General features: G+C 39.3%; 21 protein-coding genes. 12 read left to right on the top strand and 9 right to left on the bottom strand.

What is annotated here, in order from left to right; translation table 11 throughout:
* Positions 1 to 21: 21 nt before the first annotated feature.
* Entirely contained in the window at positions 22 to 1,026 is a 1,005-nt protein-coding gene (locus LREU_RS08830) for a D-2-hydroxyacid dehydrogenase (RefSeq protein ID WP_003669102.1), read from the bottom strand.
* Positions 1,027 to 1,195: 169 nt separating this feature from the next.
* Here LREU_RS08830 and LREU_RS08825 point away from each other — a divergent pair, with 169 nt between their 5' ends.
* Both LREU_RS08825 and LREU_RS08820 read left to right on the top strand, forming a co-directional pair.
* Positions 1,196 to 2,938: an ABC transporter ATP-binding protein gene (locus LREU_RS08825; protein ID WP_003669101.1), complete on the top strand. Its 1,743-nt coding sequence runs from the start codon at positions 1,196 to 1,198 to the stop codon at positions 2,936 to 2,938.
* A complete protein-coding gene (locus LREU_RS08820; RefSeq protein ID WP_003669099.1) occupies positions 2,922 to 4,754 on the top strand; it encodes an ABC transporter ATP-binding protein in 1,833 nt (610 codons plus the stop codon). Before LREU_RS08825 ends, LREU_RS08820 begins: the two co-directional genes overlap by 17 nt.
* Before the next feature lie 58 nt (positions 4,755 to 4,812).
* Here LREU_RS08820 and LREU_RS08815 read toward each other — a convergent pair whose 3' ends face one another.
* Together LREU_RS08815 and ybaK are read right to left on the bottom strand one after the other, a co-directional pair.
* Complete coding sequence (locus LREU_RS08815) at positions 4,813 to 6,249, bottom strand: C69 family dipeptidase (RefSeq protein ID WP_003669097.1); 1,437 nt, start codon at positions 6,247 to 6,249, stop codon at positions 4,813 to 4,815.
* Between the two features lie 87 nt (positions 6,250 to 6,336).
* On the bottom strand, positions 6,337 to 6,843 hold the full coding sequence (gene ybaK / locus LREU_RS08810; protein ID WP_003669096.1) for a Cys-tRNA(Pro) deacylase: 507 nt from the start codon (positions 6,841 to 6,843) through the stop codon (positions 6,337 to 6,339).
* Between the two features lie 131 nt (positions 6,844 to 6,974).
* Between ybaK and LREU_RS08805 the strand changes: the two genes are divergently transcribed.
* The 4 genes from LREU_RS08805 (at position 6,975) to LREU_RS08790 (ending at position 12,700) form a co-directional block, all read left to right on the top strand.
* Positions 6,975 to 7,706: a GntR family transcriptional regulator gene (locus tag LREU_RS08805; RefSeq protein WP_003669094.1), complete on the top strand. Its 732-nt coding sequence runs from the start codon at positions 6,975 to 6,977 to the stop codon at positions 7,704 to 7,706.
* A 269-nt stretch (positions 7,707 to 7,975) separates the two neighbouring features.
* The gene (locus LREU_RS08800) at positions 7,976 to 10,387 is read left to right on the top strand and encodes a phosphoketolase family protein (protein WP_003669092.1); all 2,412 of its coding nucleotides are present in this window, start codon (positions 7,976 to 7,978) and stop codon (positions 10,385 to 10,387) included.
* A 176-nt stretch (positions 10,388 to 10,563) separates the two neighbouring features.
* Complete coding sequence (locus LREU_RS08795; protein ID WP_003669090.1) at positions 10,564 to 11,919, top strand: APC family permease; 1,356 nt, start codon at positions 10,564 to 10,566, stop codon at positions 11,917 to 11,919.
* A gap of 34 nt (positions 11,920 to 11,953) precedes the next feature.
* Positions 11,954 to 12,700 carry an alpha/beta hydrolase gene (locus tag LREU_RS08790; RefSeq protein ID WP_003669088.1) on the top strand — a complete coding sequence of 249 codons (747 nt, stop codon included), beginning with the start codon at positions 11,954 to 11,956 and terminating at the stop codon, positions 12,698 to 12,700.
* Between the two features lie 405 nt (positions 12,701 to 13,105).
* Here LREU_RS08790 and LREU_RS08785 read toward each other — a convergent pair whose 3' ends face one another.
* Positions 13,106 to 14,356: an RNA-guided endonuclease InsQ/TnpB family protein gene (locus tag LREU_RS08785; RefSeq protein WP_003669087.1), complete on the bottom strand. Its 1,251-nt coding sequence runs from the start codon at positions 14,354 to 14,356 to the stop codon at positions 13,106 to 13,108.
* A 74-nt stretch (positions 14,357 to 14,430) separates the two neighbouring features.
* Between LREU_RS08785 and tnpA the strand changes: the two genes are divergently transcribed.
* From tnpA to LREU_RS08770, 3 genes are all read left to right on the top strand, one after another.
* Positions 14,431 to 14,880 (top strand): IS200/IS605 family transposase, encoded by a 450-nt coding sequence (tnpA, locus tag LREU_RS08780; protein WP_011953568.1) that lies wholly within the window; start codon positions 14,431 to 14,433, stop codon positions 14,878 to 14,880.
* Between the two features lie 84 nt (positions 14,881 to 14,964).
* Positions 14,965 to 16,317 carry a branched-chain amino acid transport system II carrier protein gene (gene brnQ / locus LREU_RS08775; protein ID WP_003669085.1) on the top strand — a complete coding sequence of 451 codons (1,353 nt, stop codon included), beginning with the start codon at positions 14,965 to 14,967 and terminating at the stop codon, positions 16,315 to 16,317.
* 25 nt (positions 16,318 to 16,342) lie between these two features.
* Entirely contained in the window at positions 16,343 to 17,245 is a 903-nt protein-coding gene (locus tag LREU_RS08770) for an ROK family protein (RefSeq protein ID WP_003669084.1), read from the top strand.
* 66 nt (positions 17,246 to 17,311) lie between these two features.
* On the opposite strand, the gene LREU_RS08765 is transcribed toward LREU_RS08770, so the two are convergent.
* Positions 17,312 to 19,240, bottom strand: coding sequence for an elongation factor G (locus LREU_RS08765; RefSeq protein WP_003669083.1), 1,929 nt, complete (start codon positions 19,238 to 19,240; stop codon positions 17,312 to 17,314).
* Positions 19,241 to 19,251: 11 nt separating this feature from the next.
* Entirely contained in the window at positions 19,252 to 19,719 is a 468-nt protein-coding gene (locus tag LREU_RS08760) for a universal stress protein (protein WP_003664906.1), read from the bottom strand.
* 200 nt (positions 19,720 to 19,919) lie between these two features.
* On the opposite strand from LREU_RS08760, the gene LREU_RS08755 reads away from it, so the two are divergent.
* The 3 genes from LREU_RS08755 (at position 19,920) to LREU_RS08745 (ending at position 21,925) form a co-directional block, all read left to right on the top strand.
* On the top strand, positions 19,920 to 20,933 hold the full coding sequence (locus LREU_RS08755; protein ID WP_003669082.1) for a lipoate--protein ligase: 1,014 nt from the start codon (positions 19,920 to 19,922) through the stop codon (positions 20,931 to 20,933).
* A gap of 129 nt (positions 20,934 to 21,062) precedes the next feature.
* Positions 21,063 to 21,470, top strand: coding sequence for a hypothetical protein (locus LREU_RS08750; RefSeq protein ID WP_003669081.1), 408 nt, complete (start codon positions 21,063 to 21,065; stop codon positions 21,468 to 21,470).
* Positions 21,467 to 21,925 (top strand): hypothetical protein, encoded by a 459-nt coding sequence (locus LREU_RS08745; RefSeq protein ID WP_003669080.1) that lies wholly within the window; start codon positions 21,467 to 21,469, stop codon positions 21,923 to 21,925. Before LREU_RS08750 ends, LREU_RS08745 begins: the two co-directional genes overlap by 4 nt.
* 233 nt (positions 21,926 to 22,158) lie before the next feature.
* Here the strand turns inward: LREU_RS08745 and LREU_RS08740 are convergent, their stop codons facing one another.
* From LREU_RS08740 to LREU_RS08730, 3 genes are all read right to left on the bottom strand, one after another.
* A complete protein-coding gene (locus LREU_RS08740; RefSeq protein WP_003669079.1) occupies positions 22,159 to 22,869 on the bottom strand; it encodes a hypothetical protein in 711 nt (236 codons plus the stop codon).
* A 10-nt stretch (positions 22,870 to 22,879) separates the two neighbouring features.
* Positions 22,880 to 23,761: an XRE family transcriptional regulator gene (locus tag LREU_RS08735; protein WP_003669078.1), complete on the bottom strand. Its 882-nt coding sequence runs from the start codon at positions 23,759 to 23,761 to the stop codon at positions 22,880 to 22,882.
* Positions 23,762 to 23,933: 172 nt separating this feature from the next.
* Positions 23,934 to 25,103, bottom strand: a complete 1,170-nt coding sequence (locus LREU_RS08730; RefSeq protein WP_003669077.1) for an MFS transporter — start codon at positions 25,101 to 25,103, stop codon at positions 23,934 to 23,936.
* Between the last annotated feature and the right edge of the window lie 108 nt (positions 25,104 to 25,211).

Genomic DNA, 25,211 nt, shown 5'->3' with positions numbered 1-25,211 from the left:
TTTTCATTTGTAGTGATTATATTAGCCAACTTTAACCGGTGTGTCAGCTTCTTCACCATTAATTAATTTAAGGTTATTGTCAAAGGCATTAAGAACCATGTTGCGGACAGCATGAGTAGTATAGAAAGCTGTATGTGGAGTAACAAGGACGTTTGAACGATCGATAAGGTCTTTAAGTCGCTTGTCAGGGAACTCCTTGTCACGCCAATCTTCATTAAAGATTCCAACTTCATCTTCGTAAGTGTCCATGATAAAGCCAAAGATCTTTCCGCTATCAAGTCCTTCGATTACAGCATCAGTATCAACTAATGCGCCTCGTGAACAGTTAACAATTACAACATTGTCTTTCATTTTAGCAATTGCGTCTTTATCAATCATATGGAAGTTCTCTTTGGTAGCCGGAACGTGAAGAGAAACCACATCGGCTTGAGCATATAGATCATCAAGGCTGTCAACGTAATATCCTTGCTTCTTTAATTCTGGATTTTCAAATGGGTCATATGCAATTACCTTAGCACCGAAGCCTTCCATAATTTGCATATAAACACGTCCGATATGACCAGTTCCGATAACACCAACAGTTTGATCACGCACTTCTCGACCAATTGTTGGGGCCCACCGTAAATCGCCATTAGCAATCTTTTCATCTAAGACCTTGGTTTGGCGAAGAATTCGGGCTGTTTGAATAGCAGCATGTTCGGCAATTGCGTTTGGTGAGTAAACAGGAACATTGGTAATTTCAAAGCCAAGTTCTTTTGCCTTAGCCATATCAATGTTATCAACACCAACATTACGTAGTGACATCTTTGTAATACCTTCGTCAGCCAGTGCTTGTAGCGTTTCTGGTGTGTAATCGAGTTGTTGGTAAACGACTACCCCGTCAGCTCCTTTAGCTTTTGCGGCAGTTTCAGGAGTTAAGAGTTCATCCGTATATTCTACTTCTACTTCGGGATGATCCTTAGCCCATTCTTTAACGTAAGGTTCTTCATCTTTTCGGATACTAAAAGCAAAAATTTTTTTAACCATAAATATCTATCTTCTTTCTGTATGTGCCAAAAGTGTGTAATTGCTTTCAAATAATATTCTATCTTATACAAAAGTGTTAATCAAAGGGATTATCAGAATAAAAGCTAATTTTTTAAAAAGTCTGTATAATAGTTCAAGATGACTAAAAATAGATGAAGGAAGGATTGTTTTGATACGTATAGCACGAAAAAATTTAGCCTTATGGGCAACAATTGGTGCAGTTTTCTTTTTATTAATCCAAGTTTCGTGCGACCTATACTTGCCGACAGTTACCGCCGACCTTGTTAATCGGGGAATTGTGCAAAAGAATATGGGCGTAATTTGGAATGAAGGAATTAAGATGCTGATTGTGGCTGCGATTGGATTAGTGGCAGCAGGATTAAATGTTTATTTTGCGGCGACCCAATCAATGAAGGTGGGTGAAAAGCTACGAAGCCAGATCTATCATAAGGTTTTACGTTTCTCGAATCGTGAAATGGATGAGTTTGGCGATTCATCTTTAATTACGCGGTCAACCAATGATATTGTGCAGATTCAAAATGTCATGGTGCAAATGCTTCGGATGATGCTCCAAGCACCTGTAATGCTTGTTGCAGCCTGTGTTCTAGCGTATGTTCGAGAACCACAACTAACTAAAGTGTTTTTTATTAGTCTGCCGATTTTAGCAATTATTGTCATGGTGGTTATGTACTTTGCGGTTCCGTTATTCAAGAGCATTCAGAAAAAAACTGATCGCATTAACTTAATCTTCCGAGAAGGACTGACAGGGGTTCGAGTTATCCGTGCTTTTCGGCAGGAAGAGCGGGAACAAAACCGTTTCAAAAAAGCAAACGAGGACTACACGCAAACCGGAATCAAGGCCTTTACAATTGTTTCGACGTTGTTCCCAGTAGTAACGCTTATTTTAGGGATGACAAATGTTGCCATTATTTTACTGGGTGGCCATCTTGTAGCTAATATGAGTATGCAAGTAGGGGATTTAATTGCCTTTATGACATATGCCACTCAGATTATGATTAGCTTTATGATGCTTTCAATGATCTTTGTCTTTGTTCCACGAGCATCGGCATCTGCTACTCGGGTTAATGCGGTTCTAGATCAGCCGATCAGTATTCATAATGCACCGGAAAAAGATCAGGAAAAGATTTCGATTAATCAACCGGCCTCACTTGAATTTAAGAATGTTGATTTTCGTTTCCATGGGGCGGAAAGATTGGCCTTGCATGACTTGAACTTTAAAGTTACAGCAGGTCAGACTTTAGCGATTATTGGAGGGACCGGTTCAGGTAAATCAGCTTTGGTTAACTTAATTCCGCGGTTGTTTGATATTGAAAGCGGGGAGATTAAAGTTGATGGTGTCCCAGTTAAAAAGCTAAGTCAGCATAATCTGCATGAGGTTATTTCTATTACTCAACAGCAAGCGGTCCTTTTTAGTGGGACTATTCGGTCTAACCTTCAATTTGGGTATGAGGAAGCAACGGATAAAGAAATGTGGCATGCACTTGAAATTGCGCAAGCGGCAGATTTCGTCCGTGAAGAAGGCGGATTGGACGCAATTGTTGAGCAAAACGGAAGTAATTTTTCTGGTGGTCAACGCCAACGGTTAGCGATTGCTCGAACAATTATTAAGCCAGCGTCGATTTATGTTTTTGATGACTCATTCTCGGCTTTGGATTTTGAAACTGATGCAAAACTCCGGGCGGCCTTAGCAAAAGACCCACAAATTCAACGTGCCGTAACGGTTATCGTGGCTCAGCGAATCTCTACTGTTGTTGATGCTGACCAAATTATTGTGCTTGATGAAGGACGAGTAGTTGGTCAAGGGACTCACCAAGAATTAAAAGCACATAATGAAACTTACCAACAAATAATTAAGTCACAAGTCGAGAAAGGGGATGTTGATCGTGCGTAGAGGACCACAAGTACCTGAACAGGCTCAACACTTTTGGCCAACCACAAAGCGATTAATTGCCTATTTACGGCCATGGCGAGTTGGGGTTATTGTTTCAATTCTCTTAGCTGTTATTTCTGTTATTTTGTCAATCTTAGCACCAAAAATTCTTGGTGAAGCTACTACGATCATTTATGATGGAATGCTTAAAGGGTATGCAGAAATGAAAGCTGGTGCCCACTTAAGTACCCTTCCAATTAACTTTACCCGGATTTGGCAAATTGGAATTACAGTCATTTTGCTTTATTTGTTCTCTGGACTATTTAGTTTCCTCCAGTTACAAATTATGACACGAGTATCGCAACGTGTTGTTTACAATTTGCGTCAAGATTTTGAAGGAAAAATGCGCCGGGTGCCAATTAAATATTACGATACTCATAATAATGGGGACATTATGAGTCGAATGGTTAATGATATGGATAATATTGCGGGAACTCTCCAGCAAAGTTTGATTCAAATCATTACGAGTTTGTTAACGCTTGTTGGTGTTTTCATTTTAATGCTTACGATTAGTTGGAAATTAACAATCATTGCCCTTGTCACAATTCCGCTTAGTGTTCTGGTAGTTGCTTTTGTTGCCCCAACTTCACAACGGCTATTTGGTCGTCAGCAAGCTGCTTTGGGAAAAATTAATGACCAAGTAGAAGAAACATATGCTGCTCATACGATCGTGCGGACATTTAACAAGGAACAAGATGAAGAAGAAAAGTTTAATAAAGAGAACCATCAGTACTACCAAGCAGCATGGAAAGCACAATTTTTCTCTAGCTTAATGATGCCAATGATGGTCTTTATTCGGAATCTTGGGTACCTTGTTGTAGTAGTGGTTGGAGCGATTCAAGTTATTCATGGTCAGATTACTCTTGGTAATGTGCAAGCATTTCTACAATATACCAATCAGTTTTCTCAACCAATTGCCCAAATTGCGAATTTAAGTAACACCATCCAACAAACAATTGCTTCGGCAGAACGTATTTTTGCTGTTTTGGATGAACCAGAGATGAGTGATAAGGTTGAGGATATTCCATCCCTTACTGGAAAGGATATTCCGAAAGTTGAATTCAAGGATATTAAGTTTAGCTATACTGATGAACCGCTTATTCAAGACTTTAACCTTAAAGCACCGCGAGATAAGATGGTCGCCATTGTTGGCACAACCGGAGCAGGGAAAACGACCATTATTAATCTTTTAGAGCGGTTTTATGATCCGCAAGGTGGCCATATTTATCTTGATGGGAAAGATACTCGTTCAATGACTCGTGATACCTTACGTAAGCATATTGCGATTGTTCTTCAAGATACTTGGCTCTTTACTGGGACGATTTTTGAAAATATTAAGTATGGGAATGAGAATGCATCGGACGAAGAAGTCTATCATGCTGCTAAGATGGCCCGGGCGGATGCTTTCATTCGTGAACTGCCTGATGGTTACCAAATGGTCTTAGACGAGTCCGCTTCTAATATTTCACAGGGACAGCGACAATTATTAACGATTGCACGGGCATTTTTAGCTGATCCGGAAATTTTAATTCTGGATGAAGCTACTAGTTCTGTTGATACTCGAACAGAAGTCTTGATTCAAGAAGCGATGAATGCTCTGCAGCAAGAACGGACGAGTTTTGTTGTAGCTCACCGTTTATCAACGATTCGGAAGGCTGACCAGATTGTCGTGGTTAATCATGGGAAGATTATCGAAACAGGTAACCATGAATCATTAATGAATAAAAAAGGTTTTTACGCTAATCTTTATAATAGTCAGTTTGCTGGAAATAATTAAAGAAAAATGGGCTAGCTTGTGGTTTTTACCATAAACTAACCCATTTTTTATTATTGTTTTACAAGTTCTTATCGATTTGGAATGTTAACTTAGAAAGTTCGAGTCCGTTCATTACTAACTCAGCCATTAAAGCTTTTGTTCGTTTAGCCATTTCGGCAACCATTTCATGTGTCTTTGAACTTAAGAAAGCACTGACTTCAGAAGATGACATCCCCTTAACCTGTGGAGCAACTTCATTGACCCAGCCGTAGAGGTATTCGCGGGCATCTTTGAGATAATCTAAGTCGGCCTTAGAAAATTCTGCATGGTGTGATTCGACAATCATTGAAAGCGCCCGATACATCCAGTAAGCACTCTTTAAATCCATATTAAGTTTCTCTGGTGTTTCACGATAGCTTACATCGATATCTTCAGCATTACCAAAGAATGGAACATATGGGGTAAAGGTAGGAATACCAAAGCTCATCCACATAATCGTTGAAGCAGCTTCCGGTAAGTCATTACGAACCTGAAGAACGTGGGAATTTTGCGTCCGGTTTAGTGAAATTGGCCGGAACATATGCTTTTGCTGGTCGGTACCGTCATGACCTAGTGGATCGTAAGGGGTTCCTTGGTAGTGGCTACTGAGGATCTTTTCAACGTCTTCAAGGGTAATTCGATGATCCGTTTGCATAATAAATGGAATATCAAAATCAAGCGGATCAAATTCAGTTTCCGGATTTAATACCTTATGACCGTACCATTGTCGTGGAGTGTTGTAGTGTTGATCAAAAATATCAGCAGTTCCGAAAATATGGCGGAAATTCCATTCATACTTGTCTGGGTTGAGGTGGTTCTTTGCAACAAATTCTTGAATTCCGTCAGACCACATAAAGTTAGCCTTATCATTAAAATCAACTTGTTGAATGGCAATTCGATTTCCAGTAACAGCGTATGCATCATCTGGAATCCGTTGGGCAACCCAGTGATGTCCAGTAACGATTTCCATATACCAAACATCATCTTTGTCACTGAAAATAACCCCGTTTCCTTCTGCAGAACCGTATTTAGCGATTAATTTACCGAGGTAAGCAACCCCCTCGCGTGCACTATCAATGAAGGGAAGGGTAGCGGCGACGATAAGGTCTTCATTAATTCCTGTTTCAGTATTAAGCGGATCACAGGCTAAAACCCGTGCATTAGCATAAACACTTTCTGTGGCGCTCATCCCAACGTTCTTTTCATTAAAACCACTTTCGTCAAAAACCCCTTCAGTTTTGTAATCGACATTAGGAGTACCTTGATAACGGTAACCATCAGCGGGGCGATCAATCACACACTTATTTAAATAAGCTTTAACTTGATTAGGATGATTATGATATGCCGGATAAGTTACAAAACGTTGTGGTGTAAGTGGAGCGAAAGTATCATCGTTCCGTGCTGCCATGGTTGAACCATCAATTGTAGCGTTACGGCCTACAAGAACGGTTGTACAAGCAGATAGATTTTTCTTCATTTTTTCAGGACCTTTCTATAATGACCTTAAATAAAACTATAGTAATAAGTTTAGTCTTCACAACTAGGGAGGTCAATCAATGGAAAACTACTTTTGTTCTAAATCAGCAAAAGTTGCATGAACTAATCCAGCTAAGTCTTCAGCATTTAGTTTAACCGATCGACCAAGTTTCCCAGATGAAACATAAATTTCACCTTGTTCTTTTGCTTCATTATCAATAAAAATCGGATATTGAAATTTTTCATAGATTCCTACAGGCGTGTTAGCACCATGAACATACCCCGTTGTCTTTAACAAGTTTTTAAGCGGAACCATATTAACTTTTTTGTTGCCGGAAACCTTAGCTAATTTCTTTTCATCAAGGTGAGTATCAACGGGGATGACTCCGACTAAGGGGCCAGTCACATTACCAGTAAGAACAAGGGTTTTATAAATAATATGTTCATCAATGCCGGTGTGGTCAACGCTCATTGAACGGACATCGCCATCTTGATGCGTCGGAAATTCAGCTTGCTCATATGGAATATTATTTTTGTCTAAGATTTGTTCCACCTGCGTTTTTTTCATTTTACTTTTTTTATTCTTTTTACTCATAAGAAGATCATCTCCTAAATTTATCTGGGTCGCACCAATATTTTACAAAAAGATCCCAATTTAAAATAGGTCTGCTATACTTAAAGTGTATCATTAAAATTCGAATTAAATAAATCCGAGGAGTTAATTAGATGGCAGACTTAGTATATCGCTCAGTGATGCGTGATATAAAACAAAAAATTTTAGGCAATGAATACCCCGGAATGCGGCTACCGGACGAACGAAGCTTAAGTGAGATTTACGAGGTAAGTCGAAGTTCAATCAAACGAGCACTAGGTGTATTAGCGCAAGAAGGAATTATCTTCAAAAAACGCGGTTCAGGAACTTTTATTAATCCGCTCTACCTAAAAAATCAGTCCTTATTTCATTATGAGGGGAGTAATTTGGGAGTTACGGATAGTTTCCGTGCTGATGGGAAGAAGCAAGGGATTAAGTTGCTTGATTACCAGGTTGTTCCCGCAAATAAGGATGTACAAGAAGAGTTGTTCCTCAATGATAATGACTTTGTTTACCAAATCAAACGGTTACGGCTAATTGATGACCAACCTTTTATGATTGAAACTGGTTTTATCCCGATTAAGATTACACCAACCTTATCTCCTGAAATTGTTAACGGCTCTATTTTTAATTATCTTGAGGATAAGATGGGAAAACGAGTTACCAAGTCATTCATGACCATTGGCGTATCACCATCAGATAAACAAGACCAAGAATTATTAAAGTTAAGCTCGATAGAACCGGTGGGCATAATTGATGGAATCTTCTTTTTAGATGATGGAACACCATTTGAAGTTTCAAATATGCGCATTCACTATAAATACATGAAATATAGTACTTTTGTTAGCTTAGACCAGGAAGGCTAATATTAATTTAAGTTCATTAGATTGTCATAAGTTTGCGCAATATAACCGTAGAATGTGGCAAATGGTGTTAGACTAAAGATGTTAGCCGGTTTGCAAAACTAAAGAGCGGCTTAAAATTATTAATTTTTTATAATTGGACCGTATCAATTTGTAAAAAGGTTGACTTTTTGAAAAAACAGTTTATCATTAACATTGTAAATTTAATGATTTACGTTATGTTGTTAGAAAGCACAGGACGTATTGATTTATATAGAAGGAGTGTTTATTAGATGGCAGTAGATTACGATTCCAAGAAATACTTGGAAAGTGTTGATGCTTACTGGCGTGCAGCTAACTACCTTTCAGTTGGTACATTGTACTTAATGGGTGATCCATTACTTCGCCAACCATTAAAGGCAGAAGATGTTAAGCCTAAGCCAATTGGTCACTGGGGTACTATTGTTCCTCAAAACTTCATTTACGCACACTTGAACCGTGTAATTAAGAAGTATGACCTTGATATGTTCTACATCGAAGGTTCAGGTCACGGTGGCCAAGTTATGGTTAACAACTCATACTTGGATGGTTCATACACTGAAATTTATCCTGAATATACTCAAGACACTAAGGGAATGGCTAAGTTATTCAAGCACTTCTCATTCCCAGGCGGTACTGCATCACACGCTGCACCTGAAACACCAGGTTCAATCCACGAAGGTGGGGAACTTGGTTACTCACTTTCACACGGTGTTGGTGCTATCTTAGATAACCCAGAAGTTATTGCCGCTGTTGAAATCGGTGATGGTGAAGCTGAAACTGGTCCATTAATGGCATCATGGTTCTCAGACAAGTTCATTAACCCAATCAAGGATGGTGCGGTATTACCAATCATCCAAGTTAACGGATTCAAGATTTCTAACCCTACTATCCTTTCATGGATGAGCGACGAAGAACTTACTAAGTACTTCGAAGGTATGGGTTGGAAGCCATACTTTGTTTCAGCTTACAAAGAAGCTGACCGTGATGGTGAATTCAAGGGTTACAAGCCTCACATGGAAGTTCACGAAGAAATGGCTAAGACTTTGGACAAGGTTGTTGAAGAAATCAAGGCTATTCAAAAGAACGCTCGTGAAAACAATGATAACTCATTACCACAATGGCCAATGATTATCTTCCGTGCACCTAAGGGTTGGACTGGTCCTAAGACTGACCTTGATGGTAACCCAATTGAAAACTCATTCCGTGCACACCAAATTCCAGTTCCAGTATCCCAAGATGACATGGAACACAAGGACATCCTTGTTGATTGGTTGAAGTCATACAAGCCAGAAGAATTGTTTGACGAAGATGGTCACCCAGTTGCTCTTGTTGAAGAGAACACACCAGAAGGTAACCGTCGTATGGCTATGAACCCTATCACTAATGGTGGTATCGATCCTAAGCCACTTGTATTGCCAAACTACCGTGATTTTGCTATTGATGTTCAAAATCCTGGTTCTGTTGTAAAGCAAGACATGCTTGAATGGGGTAAGTACCTCAACAAGATGGCTGAATTGAACCCAACTAACTTCCGTGGATTTGGTCCTGACGAATCTAAGTCAAACCGTCTTTACGCATTCCTTGATGGTCAAAAGCGTCAATGGATGGAAAGTGTCCACGAACCAAACGACGAAGATGTGGCTCCACAAGGTCGTATGATCGATTCACAACTTTCAGAACACCAAGCTGAAGGATTCCTTGAAGGTTACACATTAACTGGTCGTCACGGATTCTTCGCAACTTACGAAGCATTCGGTCGTGTTGTTGATTCAATGCTTACTCAACACATGAAGTGGTTACGTAAGGCTAAGGATCTTTACTGGCGTCACCAATACCCAGCATTGAACTTTGTTGATACTTCTACTGTATTCCAACAAGATCACAACGGTTACACTCACCAAGATCCAGGTCTATTGACTCACTTGTTTGAAAAGGAACGTCCAGACCTCGTTAAGGAATACTTGCCAGCAGATACTAACTCATTAATGGCTGTATCTAACAAGGCATTCCGTAACCAAGAATGCATCAACCTCTTCGTAACTTCTAAGCACCCACGTGCACAATGGTTCTCTATTGATGAAGCTACTCAATTGGCTGACAATGGTCTTGGCTACATTGACTGGGCATCTACTGACCAAGGTACTGAACCAGATGTTGTATTTGCATCTTCTGGTACTGAACCTACTGAAGAAGCTCTTGCAGCTATTGACATTCTTCATGACAACTTCCCTGAATTGAAGATTCGTTACATCAACATCATCGAAATTATGCGTTTGATGAACACTGACAAGAACCCTGAAGGTTTAACTGATGCTGAATTCAATAGTTACTTCACTACTGACAAGCCAGTTATCTTTGCATGGCACGGATTCCGTGACATGATCCAAGCATTGTTCTTCGATCGTGCTAACCGTAACGTTCACATTCACTCATACGAAGAAAATGGTGATATCACCACTCCATTCGACATGCGTGTATTAAACGAACTTGACCGGTTCCACTTAGCTAAGGACGCTATCCAAAGTGTTCCTGGTTACGAACAAAAGAGTGCTGCATTTGTTGCCAAGATGGACAACATGATCAACAAGCACAACCACTACATCCGTTCAGAAGGTAAGGACTTACCAGAAGTTACTAACTGGACTTGGAAGGGTCTTAAGTAATCAGCTACTGATTGCTAATTAAACACTTAATAAATTAAGAAAAGAGATCGAGTTTAACTCGGTCTCTTTTTGTTTGGAAATATAAAGATTGGTTAACTTGCCTTACTTGTAAACCCTTTAAAATAAGAATAGACTTTAAATGAAGGTAATATTATTTTTGTTATAGAAGATAGAAGGTGGAGCTTATCAATACGGAAAAGAAAAATCCTAAAAAGTTATCGTTTATTTCAATTTACTTTTTAGGTATTAATGGTGTTATTGGTTCAGGTGCTTTTTTGCTACCACAAGTTATCTATAAGGATATGAATTTAGCAAGTGTCCTTGTCTTACTCTGTGCGGCGATTACGGTTAGCATGGTTGCATTATGTTATGCGGACCTTTCTAGTCGGTTTACCGGATCGGGTGCCGCATGGCTTTATTCCTATAATGCATTTGGCCGGTTTACTGGCTATGAGCTCGGCATCTTTACATGGTTTCTAGGATGCTGTACTTTATCTGCCGAAGTGGTAGCTTTGTTGACAACTCTCCGAAGCTTTTTACCGATTTTTAATACTCATTGGGTATACTATGTTTCTGTTTTTGGCTTAATTTTATTATTCTCAATTATTAATTTCTTTGGCCGAACGCTTGTTAAGTTGGTCGATAACCTCTCTTCAGCTGCAAAAATGATTACGATTCTTGCTTTTATTGTAATTGGCGTTTTTTGTATTCATTTTGCCAATTTTTCACCGGTAATTCCTCATGCAGCAACCACCGGGGCGATGCCGCTTGCCAAACATTTTGGAGCAGCTTTTAGTGTTGTTTTCTATATGTTTACCGGCTTTTCGTTTATTCCAATTGCTGCAAAACAAATGACTGATCCGGAGAAAAATATTCCGCGTGTATTAATTGCCGTAATGGTTAGTGTAACGATTATGTATTCGCTAATGATGCTGGTAGCAATCGGTATTTTGGGAACTAGGATGTCAAAATATAGTACGCCAATTGCAAATGCCTTTGGAACTGGTGTCGGTAAATGGGGATACATTTTAGTAATTGTGGGAATGTTAATCAGTATTTTCGGGGTGGCATTTGCGGCCTCCTTTAACACTCCGTCATTAATTTCCTCACTAGCGAATGAACACGCGATGTTGCCAAAGTGGGTTGGTAAAAAGAACCGCCATGATGCACCCTGGGTAGCAATCATCCTGACAGCCGTTGTTTCAATGTTATTAGTTACGCAATCTTACCTCTTTCTTGTTTCTTGTATTGTGCTTGCTTCGTTTGTTCAATATGTTCCATCAATTTTAGCAGTAATTAAGTTTAAACATACTAATGAATTCCCTAATCACGGGTTTAAGCTTCCCGGAAAATATATCATTCCAGTGTTAGCACTCTTAATCTCGTGCTACATGGTAACCAATTTCACAATTAAAACGATCACAGTTGGGGTTGTAGTCGCCATCCTAGCCGCGGTTTCTTACTTCTTTGTTAAGGTGGATGAAAAACACGAGGCTCACCACCGGGAAATGTTGGAGAAACTAAAACACTAAGTCAAACAGTGTATAATAGGCGAGAGGTGGTTTGATGGAAATAACAATCAAACGAGATGGTCTAAAACTATATGGCCTTCTTGAAGGAACAACGACGATTAAAAACGATACGATTGCAATTCTGATGCATGGCTTTAAGGGCAATCTGGGATATGATGATTCTAAAATTCTGTATGCTCTTTCGCACTATTTAAACCAACAAGGAATTCCAACGTTACGCTTTGACTTTGATGGGACTGGCCATAGTGATGGTGAATTCAAGGATATGACAGTTTTCAGTGAAATCCTGGATGGAATGAAAATCATTGACTATGCTCACACAACTATGCAAGCAAAGAAGATTTACCTAATTGGTCATTCGCAAGGTGGGGTAGTTGCTTCGATGCTGGCGGCTTATTATCGCGATATTATTACAAAACTAGTACTGCTGGCACCTGCCGCAACCTTGAAAGATGATGCGCTAAAAGGAGTTTGTCAGGGAAGCCAATATGACCCTAACCATATACCAGAAACGGTTGATGTGCATGGCTTTACCGTTGGCGGCGACTACTTCCGAACGGCGCAGCTTTTACCAATTTACGAAACAGCGCAGCATTATAGTGGACCCACACTGCTAATTCATGGGTTAGCTGATAATGTAGTTTCCCCGGAAGCTTCAAAGAAATATAATGTAATCATGCCTAACAGTGAATTGCATTTAATTCCTGAAGAAGGACATATGTTTAATGGCTCACGACGCCAAGAAATTTTGGAACTGGTAGCTAACTTTTTAAAAAATTAGTTTTAAAGGGACTGTGACATAAGCCAAGTTATTTTCACAAAAGACAAATGGCGCAGTACAACAATGGCCTCCAACGCCCGGTAAAAGAACCGAACATTGGAGGCCTATTGTTGCTTGCGGGGGCACCCAGAGGCTAGCTTCGCGTCGAAAAACGAAGTCACGAGTCGCTCCCTTTGCTTAAAATATACTCCTGTCTGGATGATTATTTCATGGTATAATTTAGCGTCAGAGTCAACCATCACTGACTAAAGTTAGTGGCTTGTGAGCCGAAAAACCTCGTGGATTTCAGACCACAATTTGCGTAGATAGGGACAACTTATTTGATCAACCGAAGTTATAATCAAACAGTGGTCGTCTAATTACCAACGCCTTTTATGTCCCCAGGTTGCCATAGGGACAGATAAACTAAGCTAGTTTAACTATTCCCTTATCAAGAATATTTTTAGCTGCGTTCCAGTCACGAATATGGTGAGTACCACAGTTAGGACAAGTCCATTTTCGGTCAGCTAACGTTAGTTTGTCCGTGCCATTAGTGCCCATCACAAAGCCACAATTGTGACATGTTTGGGTAGTATTTCTTGGGCTGATTGTAATAAATTGACGACCATACAAATCTGCTTTATAAGCTAACATGCCGAGAAAGGAACGCCAGCCAACGTCAGAAATACTAAGCGCTAAAGCATGATTCTTGAGCATGTTCTTACTACGCAACTCCTCAGCTACTACTAAATCGTGGTTCTTGATTAATGCAGTAGAGATTTGTTGGAGAAAATTATGTCTTTGGTTCATTACTTTGGCATGGAGTTTGGCAACTAACAAGCGTTGCTTTTGGTAATTTTTACTATCGCGTAAAGAACGATGTTCTTTTTTGACACGCCGTTGCCGTCTAGATAAAATACGCTGTTCTTTGGCTAATTTGCCTTTAATAGTGCGATAATATCGTGGATTAGGAACTGTATTACCGTTACTATCGGTTAAGAAATTATCAGTATTAAGATCAATTCCGATATGTCCGTGATTAGCTTGGGACACTTTAACAAAAGATTCATCTGAAGCTAGTTGCATTGATAGAAAGAAGTGATCCGCTGGATCTTTAATCAATGTCACAGTACCAATTCTAGTCTCACACATTCTCTTCAAAAGACGTGCTTGAGAACCGGCAACCCGTAACAGTCCGATTTTAGGGACTTTGACATGGCTATTATCTAGAAAACAGACTGTACCGTTAGTTAGCAACGCAATCTTTTGCCCTGGGTATTGACAATTGGTTTGATAACGCCAGCGATAACTCTTTCGATGAAATTTAGGAACACCAGCGGTGTGGACCTTCCGAAAAGCATTCCAAGCTTTCCGATAGTTCTGAATGGCATTAGCTTTCGCCAAACTGTCAATTCGTTTATCTTCTAAAAATTGATAGTGATTAGACATTTGTTTAGCGTTTTGGCGCATAGTTAGTTGTTTAATACGATCCTGAACTGTGTCAATCGGTAATTTAACTCTGCGAAGTTGCATTAGTTCCTTACCGATCGCAACCATTTCGTTATAGATAAAGCGACTAGCGTCACTATTAATTTTAATCAACTGCTTTTGTTGGTCACTAGGATAGCAACGCATTTTCAGGCCATAATGATATTGCATTTTTGCCATTGACTTCATTTAATTTCACCTTCTTTGTTGATATAATGACATTATATCATATGTCAATGATGATAAATATAGAGGTAAATAAAATGAGTAAAGATAAAATCAAAGATGCAGTATATACCAGACGATATATCTATAATTTCCATTTCCATCTAATTTGGGTTACTAAATATCGTCATAAAACTTTTACTACTGATGAGTTATCAAACGAAATGAAGGAGATCCTATGGCAAGTAGCCGAGGATAACGAAATTGTAATCGAGAAAATGGAAGTTATGCCTGACCATGTTCATGTCTTAATTAGCTTTCCGCCTAGCAAGGCACCGACTAGTGCCATCAAAGCGCTCAAAGGCAGAAGCGCCTTTATTTTCTTACGTCGACACCCGGAAATTCGGCAGTCCCAATCCTGGAGTGGTCATTTATGGTCGCCTAGTTACTACATGAGCACGTTAGGTAATATGAGTAAAGAAGTTGTCGAGAAATATATAAACGATCAAAAATACAATGAAATGAACAAAGCTCCTTACGGAGCTTGATAGGGCCTTCCATCCCATGACTAGAGTCACGGGATTTCCGGCTGAATATCATTAAATTGAGAGAAAAGGAATGAGTGATTAACTATGAGCTCAATTAAAGCAGCGTGTAAACCCTACTTGGTAATTGGGTCGCTAATTTTTGGAATGTTATTTGGGGCAGGAAATTTAATTTTTCCTGTGCATTTAGGACAATTAGCCGGTAACCAGTGGATAGCAGCAACGGGTGGATTCTTGCTTTCTGGTGTTCTTTTACCGCTATTTGCATTACTAGCGATTAGTATTACACATGCAAATGGATTATATGAACTAGCTTTACCAAATGGGAAAAGGTTTGCCCTTATTTTCCTTGTCCTGGTTCAAATAATTATTGGACCTTTATGTGCAACCCCACGTACGGCAACTGTTCCTTATACGATTGGAGTTGCGCCATATTTAAGTAAAGGGATGCAAGGCTGGGGATTATTAGCCTATACCGGAGCATTTTTTCTAATTGTTTACTTTTTTGCAACGCGTGAAGGAAAAATCACCGAAATAATTGGTAAGGTTTTAAATCCAATTTTCCTTATTATGTTATTTTTGGTTTTTCTTCTCGCCTTTATTCATCCAATGGGAAGTACAACTACTCCCCAACCAACTCCAGAATATGTTAATCATGCCTTTAGTAATGGTTTTATTCAAGGATATAATACTGTTGATGCATTAGCAGCATTGGTTTTTGGGGTTACGATTATTACCGCAATTCGCCAACTTGGTTTTAAATCTCAACAATCAGTTTCACTCGCTACTACCAAGGGTGGAATGATCGGGATTTTTGGAATTGGGATTTTATATATTGGACTAATTTATTTGGGGACAACGAGTCGGCACCAATTCATAATCGCAGCTAATGGGGGAACAACATTAAATCAAATTGCTCATTATTATATGGGAGATTTTGGAAATGTATTATTGTTAACCCTTGCGACAATCACGTGTATGACAACGGCGATGGGGTTAGTAGTCGCTTTTGCCCAGGACTTTCATTATCGTTTTCCCCAGATTTCTTATAAAGCCTTTTTACGGGGCAATTGCCTATTGTCATTTCTAGTTGCTAACATGGGATTAGATCGGATCGTTTCATGGTCGATACCAGTTTTAATGTTCCTTTATCCATTAGCCATTGTGTTGATCCTACTAGGTATTTTTTCGCCCCTATTCAAGGGAGCTTCGTTAATTTACCGAATCACGACAGGTATAACAATGATTCCTGCGTTTTTTGATATGGTAAATGCTTTTCCACCGGTTTTACGGGATACCACATTTAGTATGTCATTAATTCATTTTGCAGAAAAATACTTTCCCTTGTATCAACTTGGCTTTAGTTGGTTGCCTTTTACCATGGTGGGCTTATTCATCAGTATTTGTATATGGTACCCTCAGCAGCGGAGTCGTGTATAATATAAGAGAGATGAGGTGAGGAGTTATGCAACGACAGTATTTGAGTATTGATATTGGTGGGACAGAGATAAAGAGTGCGTTAATTGATCACTCTGGTAATATTTTTGAGAAAAATCATGTCCCAACTCCTCATCAAAAAGAAGCATTTCTGGCTGCAATCTTTGCTGTTGTGGAGCCGGTTTTAGACAAGGTTACTGCGATTTGTGTCAGTCTTCCAGGAGTCGTTAATCCGGCGACGGGAGAGGTAAAGTTTACTGGTGCCCTTGGCTTTATGGGGACCTTTAACTTTGCAGCCTATCTAGAATCACGAGCTCATTGCCCAGTATATGTTGGTAATGATGCTAATTGTGCGACATTGGCGGAAATGTGGCTTGGCAATCTCAACGGTATCAGTAGTGGCGCTGTAATTACATTAGGAACTTCAGTTGGCGGTGGGATTGTTATTAATAACCAGCTCTTGCACGGACCGCATTTTCAGGCCGGTGAATTAAGTGCCATGATCATTGATAATGATGCGCCTGAACTTCACTATTCGACAATGGGGGCTACTACTTCAGCAGTTAAGATGATTGAAACCATGGCTGATATTTGTGATATTAAGGATAAGACTGATGGCCGGCGAGTATTTAAAGAAATTAATCGTCATAATCCAGTTATTTGGTCCTTATTTGAAGGTTTTTGTCGACGAGTAGCCGTTTTGATTTTAAATATCCAGACAGTTGTTGACCTTGAACGTGTGCTCATTGGTGGTGGCATTAGTGCCCAAAAAATTTTAATTGATGAAATAAAGAAGCAATTTATGATTCTGCAAAAGAGTGATTACCGTCTTCATGATGATGTTACGATGCCAGAAATAATGACCGCAAAGTTTGGCAATGAAGCTAATTTATTAGGTGCATTGTATGGATTGCTATTGACAATTGAATGAAAAATAAAGAGGGGTTAGAAGAAATTTTTCTTCTAGCTCCTCTTTATTTATGGCAATATCAACAACCTATTTTCTATATGGATAATGCGCCATTGTTGGGACTTCATTCCACGGAACGGGGAAACCAGCACCATGCGCACAGAAGACGGAATCAGGAGTGTTTTCTAGGTCAGCAACCGGATCATAATTAACATCTCTAATAACATCTTCAGCATTATGACATGGATAATAGCCAGCAACAACAAGCTCGAGCTGACCCTGGCCGTGAGTGTAGGCGCGAACGCTTTGGGCGTAGTCGCGCATGCCCACAACAGGAGCGGTTCCCGTAATCAGGGTTAGGGCTTGACTATTAGCTTCATCAAGCTCGAACGTACCATGCATTTGTTGAATGTCATTAATTGCGCGTCCTACTTGGTCATTCGGGACTTTAAGGTGGAAAGCATACCAAGGTTCTAATAATTGACATCCGTTTTGTCCCTTTAATTCCATCAATCCTTGGCGAACCGCTCGCCAACTAGCCTGACGAAAATCTCCACCAACTGTATGTTTAATATGGCCGCGACCACCAATGAGGGTGATTTTGACATCGGTAAGGGGAGCTCCTGTAAGAACCCCTAAATGTTCTTTGGCCTGTAAACTAGTTAAGATCTGGTGTTGCCAATTGCGATCAAGGATATCAAGACTGCAATCACTGCTAATTGTAATTCCAGAGCCTTGTTTTCCCGGTTCTAAAAGAAGGTGGGCTTCGGCATAGTGACGTAATGGTTCAAAGTGACCGACCCCTTCAACTTTGTTAGTAATCGTTTCTTGATATAGAACGTTTCCCTCATCAAATGTAACTTTTAATTGGTAACGTTCTTGAAGCAATTGTTGCAGAATCTGAAGTTGAGCTTCTCCCATAATCTGAACGTGAATCTCTTGGATGTGAGGATGCCAAGAGATCTGTAGTTGTGGATCTTCATCTTCAAGCTCTTTTAAGGCGTTGAGACAAGCATGAAGGTCCTCTTTATCAACTTTAACGGCATAATTTAAGACTGGTTTTATAACTGGTGCCGGGAGTGGCTTTGTTTTACCAAGACCAAGTCCAGGGGATGTAGAAGTTAATCCAGTAAGAGCACCGACTTGACCAGCACTTAAAACCTGACTCGGGGTAAATTTAGCCCCGTTATATATTCGAATTTGGTTCACTTTTTCTTCATTTAACAAAACTGATTTAGCTGGAATTTTGCCACCGAATACGCGAACCCAACTAAGTCTGTTGCCCTTGTCATCATGGGAAATCTTAAATACCCGCGCTGTAAATTCATCAGCGAACTCAGGCGTAACAGTCCATTTCTCAAGTCCCTTTAAGAAATTAGTGATTCCAGTTAGCTTTAGGGCTGCTCCACGATAACAAGGGAACACTTTACGTTGTTTAATCAATTGTTGAATTGTTTGATCGCTAAGACTGCCAGTACTGAGGTAGTTTTCTAAAACTGTATCATCCTGCATGGCAATTGTTTCATGAACTTCATCAGTTAATGGATCAGCAAAATCAAGGCAAGCTGGCGAAAATTCTTTTTGCAGTTGCTCGATAACACCGCTAGAATCAGCACCAATCACGTCTTCTTTGTTAATGAAAATGAAAGTCGGGATATCATAACGCGCAAGAAGATCCCATAATGTGCGCGTGTATCCCTGAATACCATCAGTGGCTGAAACGACAAGAATTGCATAATCAAGAACTGGTAAGACTTGTTCTGTTTGACTAGTAAAATCGACGTGCCCCGGGGTATCGAGAAGGGTAAGCACAAGGTCATTGTAGGTTAGTTCAGCTTGATGGGTAAAAAGAGTGATTCCGCGCTGTTTTTCGAGCGTATTAGGATCTAAAAAAGCATCCCCATTATCCACACGGCCTAGCTTTCGAATAGCGCCGGTTTTATACATGAGGGCTTCGGTTAAAGTCGTTTTTCCAGCATCGACATGAGCAACGATGCCAGTAACAATTTGTTTCACCGTTTTTTCACCTAGTTAACATGGTCGTTTTTGCGAACAACAAGAACATCACATTTTGCCATCCGACTAACATAGTGGGTAACAGAGCCAAGAACAAAGCGTTCAAGACCAGATACACCAGTCGCACCGAGAACAATCAAGTCAGTATTGTGATCTGACGGAAATTCATGGGCAATAACACGTTTTGGATTTCCAAATCGGATATGAACGTTAACGTCTTCAACCCCCGCATCGACCGCACGCTTTTTCAAGTCATCGAGTCGTTCCTTGGTGGTTTTAACAATATTATATGTTTCTTCGTTGCTAAGGGCCGCATTGCTATAGCCATCAGTTAGTTGCGTTACTTGAACAATCCGTAAGATATCAAGGCTAGCATGATTCCGTAGTGCAGAATCAATGGCACTTTCTAAGACGTTACTAGTAATTTTTGAGCCGTCGACAGCAACGAGAATGTGTTTGTATGGATAAATTTCTGTCATAATAGACACCTCCGAAAGTTTATACCTTTATTATAAAATGTTTTCGCCCTAAAAAGATGTAAAAAAGAAAGTATTTTTCACTTTGTTGATAATGTATTGCAAACGCTTACTAAAAGACGTACACTACAATTGGATGACTAAATGACAAAAGTAAAACTTTAGTCTATTTATGTTGATGTTTTTATAAGAGGGTGCTAGTTATGCGTTATGTTTCAATGACTTCTCATAATATTGGAATGAATTTAGCTACAGAACAATATTTAATGAATAATAAGGATTTTGGGAAAGAGCCTTTAGTACTATTTTATTATGAAGAACCATGTATTATTGTAGGCCGAAACCAAAATACGCTTGAAGAGATTAATCATGATTATGTAAAAGAACACAATATCCGGGTAACCCGTCGTTTATCAGGCGGTGGTGCTGTTTATCAAGACTTAGGGAATCTCTGTTTTAGTTTTGTGGTCCCAAGCGATAGTGAGGAATTTGGTGACTTTAAATCGTTTACCCAGCCAATTGTTAATGTTCTTCATCAAATGGGCGCTACCAGTGCAGAGGTCAGCGGTCGTAATGATATTTTAGTTGATGGTAAGAAATTCTCGGGAAATGCGATGTATTCACGTAATGGAAAGACGTTTTCCCATGGAACGCTAATGCTTGACGTTGACTTAAGTGTCGTCGCGGATGCCCTTCATGTGGCAAAAGATAAGATTGCTTCAAAGGGGATCAAATCCGTTCGATCACGGGTTACGAACCTCCGCCCATACTTGGATGAAAAGTACCAAGATATTGATGTGCCAACATTTAGGGACGAATTGCTAAAGGGTCTCTTTCATGTTGACGACCTTGAGGAGATTAAGGATAAGCAATACGTGGTTACTCCCGAGGATCAAAAAGAAATTGATAAGATCTATGAGCAGTACTATAACAACTGGGATTGGGTCTATGGTAAGTCGCCAGAATTTACGGTTAAGCGGCGAAAACACTTTGATATGGGGACAATTGATGCCCGCTTTGATGTTAAAGATGGCGTAATCAAAAACGTGAAATTCTATGGTGATTTCTTTGGCCCGCAGGATATTAACCAATTAGCAGAAAAGCTCCAAGGAGTTAAGTATGACCATGATGAAATTGCTAAAGTCCTTGAAGCGGAAGGAACCCAACAATATATTACAGGAATTCCAACCGCTGAAGTAGCTGATTTACTCGCATAATTGAGCTTTTTAACTTAATTTAGTAAAATGAGGAGTGTAATTAATCGTTACATTCCTTTTTTGTTAATTAAGGAATGTAAAAATATTGGTCATCCGCGGGGATAGCAAAAAAGAAAGTTGGCAAAATAAATGAAAAATAATGAAAAAGTTGTTATTGTAACATCAGTAGCAGCAGTAATTGCATTAGTCCTTGATGCTTTTATGTTTGTTCAGCATGGTCACTCGCTGACATCATCATCTGTATGGCCGCGGCTGCTCCTCTTTATCGTTTTAGCAATCATTGTTAACGGATTATCGTTTTTAAAGATGCGCTTTTGTGGATATGCAACGATTTTAGTAAACCTTTATTTTGCAATCGCTAGTTTAGCCGCATTTCAAATGGTAAGTCCACGAGAAAGTGCCTACGGATTATTTATTCAAGCACTAAGTATTGTTGGAATTTTAGTAGGAGCTGCTGGTGTTTATTATGGTGCAAAACAGCGTGCAGACTATACAAAAGCTAAAATTGAAAAAATGAAGGAGCAAATAAAAAAATGAAGATGTCAGTAGCTGATTATTTGTCACAGTTGACGAGCGATCAGGTTGTGACAGAAGAAGTTGAAAAAACTGCTGCCCAATCACAGCAAAAAACAGTATTAACAACTGCGATTAATTTTATGATTGAACAGCTTGATACGGGACACCTTGGTCAATATAAGATGAATATTAAAATGAAAAAAGGTGATCCAGTTAGCTTTCGCTTAGAAACCAACTTAATCAACATACCGATGGATGAGGCAGAGCGATTAGATGTTAAATTATTGGATAAAGAGATCGAGTACCCTGTTAATCTTTATTTAGTAATGGAGAGTGAAGATATTAATAAAACGGGATTGCGGATCGATGAATTAGCAAATGAAACCGATCAAAGTGGAAAGACAACTGATTTGGTTACTAAAGCTCAAGAATGGGTAGCCGAACACCTTGCAGATATAATGGAAGCAAGAGCATAAGAGTTGCATCAATGGGTCAAATATGCTAAATTATAGTTTGCGATGAGTCGAGAGGTCTGGTAGCGACCCTAAGAGCTACCATTGACATTTTGGCAAGTGAGACACATTAACTCACCGGATTGTGAGGTGTCCAGTTAATCGGCCATGTGGACAGTGCTGATTGACTTGAGATAGTATCAATACACGAAAAACCGGAATACCTAGTACTAAACATACTAAGTATTCCGGTTTTTTTAATTGATTAATTTTCGATAGATAAAGCCAAGCCAAGGTAGCAGAGTAATAATCGCAGTTACAAATAGTAGCCCAAGATGACTAACCGATAGATGATCAAGGTCGGCATAAAGATAATAAGTTGGAAATAGCTTTTGTATATTAGTAAAAAAATCAATAAAAGAATTAGCTGGTAAGAGGTGTTTCCACGGAATAATAAAAGTTGCGATTATAAATAGGATTGGGGTTCCAGCGGCATCAACAGTTGGTGCGTCAAAGGAAAGCCCAATTGCAAACCCGATCACGCTTAGATATATTCCGATAATATTGGTTAATAAAATACTAGTGATAGTAATAAAGTTGAACTCAATAGTATGAAGAAAAATGGCAAGAATCATAATTACGATGGTGATGAACAAATTTATGATGACTTGGGTAGTTAATTGCGAAAATAAATAGTTCCACAAAGAATAGTGGCTAATGTGCGATTGAAAAATATAGAAGTCCTTATTACTACAAATGCGTTTGCTGAAAGTAACGATTGAATTGCCGAGTATTCCCATCAGGAGAGCAAGCAAGAGTAAAGCAAGCCGGAAGTTGCCAGTAGCGGGGAGAGATGTACTAGCAACTTGAATCATAAATACATACCAAATACCTGGCAGGAGAATAGTAAAAAGAAAGAAACGACGATTGCGTAAAACTTGTTTTAGTTGAATTGCTATGATATTCATAAGAAAGCTCCTAACGATTATGTTGACGATACCATTGTTCGATTGTTTGATTATGTTGGTGAATTTCTTTAACAGGGATGTCGTGAGAAATTTGGCCATCTTTAAGGAGCAGAACACGGGAAAAGAATTTATCAATTTGATTGAAATCATGAGTAATAACTAAAATACTTCCTGAAACCTTTTCAATAAAATGCCAAAAATAGTCAATTGATTCTAAATCCATCCCAACAGTCGGCTCGTCTAGGATCAGAAGTTTGGACTGACGGAGGACGCTAAGTAAGAGCGAAAGGCGACGTTTTTGTCCACCTGACAATTTCGCAATAATTGTATTTGGCTGGGATGATAATTTAAATTGATCAAGAAGATAATTGATTCGTTGTTTTGAATCAACCTTAGTTATGGCGGCTGTCAAACTGATTTGCTCTTTAACTTTTAGGGTCGGAATTAAAACATTTTCTTGGGACATGATATTTAAAGAATCATTTTTATTAAAATACCATTTAACAGTACCTTCGTTGGGTTTCAAAGTACCTTCAATTATCTTTACTAAAGTTGTTTTACCAGCGCCATTACTACCAAGGAGGGCAATGCGTTCATTATTCTGAATAGTTAAATCAAGGCTGTTGAGAACTGGTGAGTTAAAAGTTTTAACAATATTATTAAGTTTTACCAGTGGTTGATTAAAGTCGTTTGTTCCCAGGATGAGGCGGTCTAATGAAACATTAAAAACTTTGGCAAGCAAAATTAGCTTGTCGATACTTGGTTCAGCATCCCCGTTTTCCCATTTGGAGACGGCCTGGCGGGAAACAAACAGGCGCGTAGCTAGTTCAGCTTGTGATAATTGTTTTTCAGTCCGCAATTTGAGCAGTTGATGCGGGAAAGAGTATGACATAGCAAAAAGCTCCTTTTCAAAATCTATATTTAGAATTTAATTGGATCTGCTTAAAAGGTCAATAGAATCCTTAGATAACAACAATTGCTCACCCCGCTACTATTAGTTGCATATTAATTTCCCGGGAAATAAAAAGCACAGATAGAAAATCCATCTGTACTCAAAGTTAAGATTAATAATTGCGCATCCCCGTATATTTTTTGCTAAGGACGATGACTAGTATTGTTGCGAGAAGCCCATAGACTGCACCAACGTAACCGAGATTTTTCATGGCAGTGAAGGTGACAGCCTGAGAGGCAGTAAAAGAGCCCAGCGAAATACCAATATTAGCAAAAATCGAGTTTAGAGATGAAGCTAAGTCAAGTGATTGAGGATATTGTTTTTCGGCAATATCGAGGAACATCAATTGGGTGGAAGAGCCATAGCATGAAAAGGCAATACATAAGACAGCCACAATAATAATGGCGCCCCACTTGAATGGTAAGACGGGGCCAAAGATGAGAAATAAGACTGTCATTGCCGCGTAGATTCCACTGAGTCGGTGGATTCCGCCACGGTCCGCCAGGTAGCCACCAAATTTATTACCAATAATAAAGAAAATTCCCATTCCGAATAAGAGCCAATTTAACCAAGTATTATCAAAGCCCATTTCGTTAGTGATTAAAGGTCGAATATAGGTATAAATTGTGTAGTCAGCCGCACAAGTAGCAACGATGAAACTAACACCGAGAATGATTCGAGAATCCTTAAATAACACAAATTGTTTACTAAGGGTACTCTTAAATTGAGGCGTATCACGTGGGACGAGCCAGAGTAAGGCGACAAAAACAATGATTGTTATTCCAGAAATCATCCAAAAACTATCATGCCAAGTAAGGGTAGTGCTGATAACGGTCCCGATTGGAATACCGATAACTGACGCGATACTAAATCCAGCAAAAACCCATGAAACCAGGCTTGCTCTTTTTTCGCGCGGCGCAACATAGCTCGCCATTACGAGGACCATTGAGATAATCGCACCGGCAACACTAGCGGTTAGAATCCGTGAAAGCAACATTGAAATAAAGTTTGGCGCCATCGCTGTCCAGGTATTGCCGATAAAGAAAATGACCATGAGAACTAATAAGACATGATGTCGTCGCCACCGATTTGCCATTGAAGTAATAATCGGAGTAAAGATAGCATAAACCAAGGCAAACACAGTTACAAGTAGGCCTAACTTACCAAGTGAATCATGGTATTCATGAGCAATATCAGGTAAAACGCCGACAATCATATATTCGTTACACCCAAGCATAAAGGCAACGAAGACAAAAATAATAGCTTGTAAACGATATTTCATAAAATGTACCCTCCCTAATAAATTAAACTCATCATACTGTAGCAAATTTCTGAATGCATTTCTATAGCAAACGAAGATAAACCTTTTGTCTTGCTAAAAAGATCGGTC

It is taken from the genome of Limosilactobacillus reuteri subsp. reuteri (assembly GCF_000016825.1).
GTDB lineage: Bacteria > Bacillota > Bacilli > Lactobacillales > Lactobacillaceae > Limosilactobacillus > Limosilactobacillus reuteri.
This window is presented reverse-complemented; position numbering and strand designations above follow the sequence as displayed.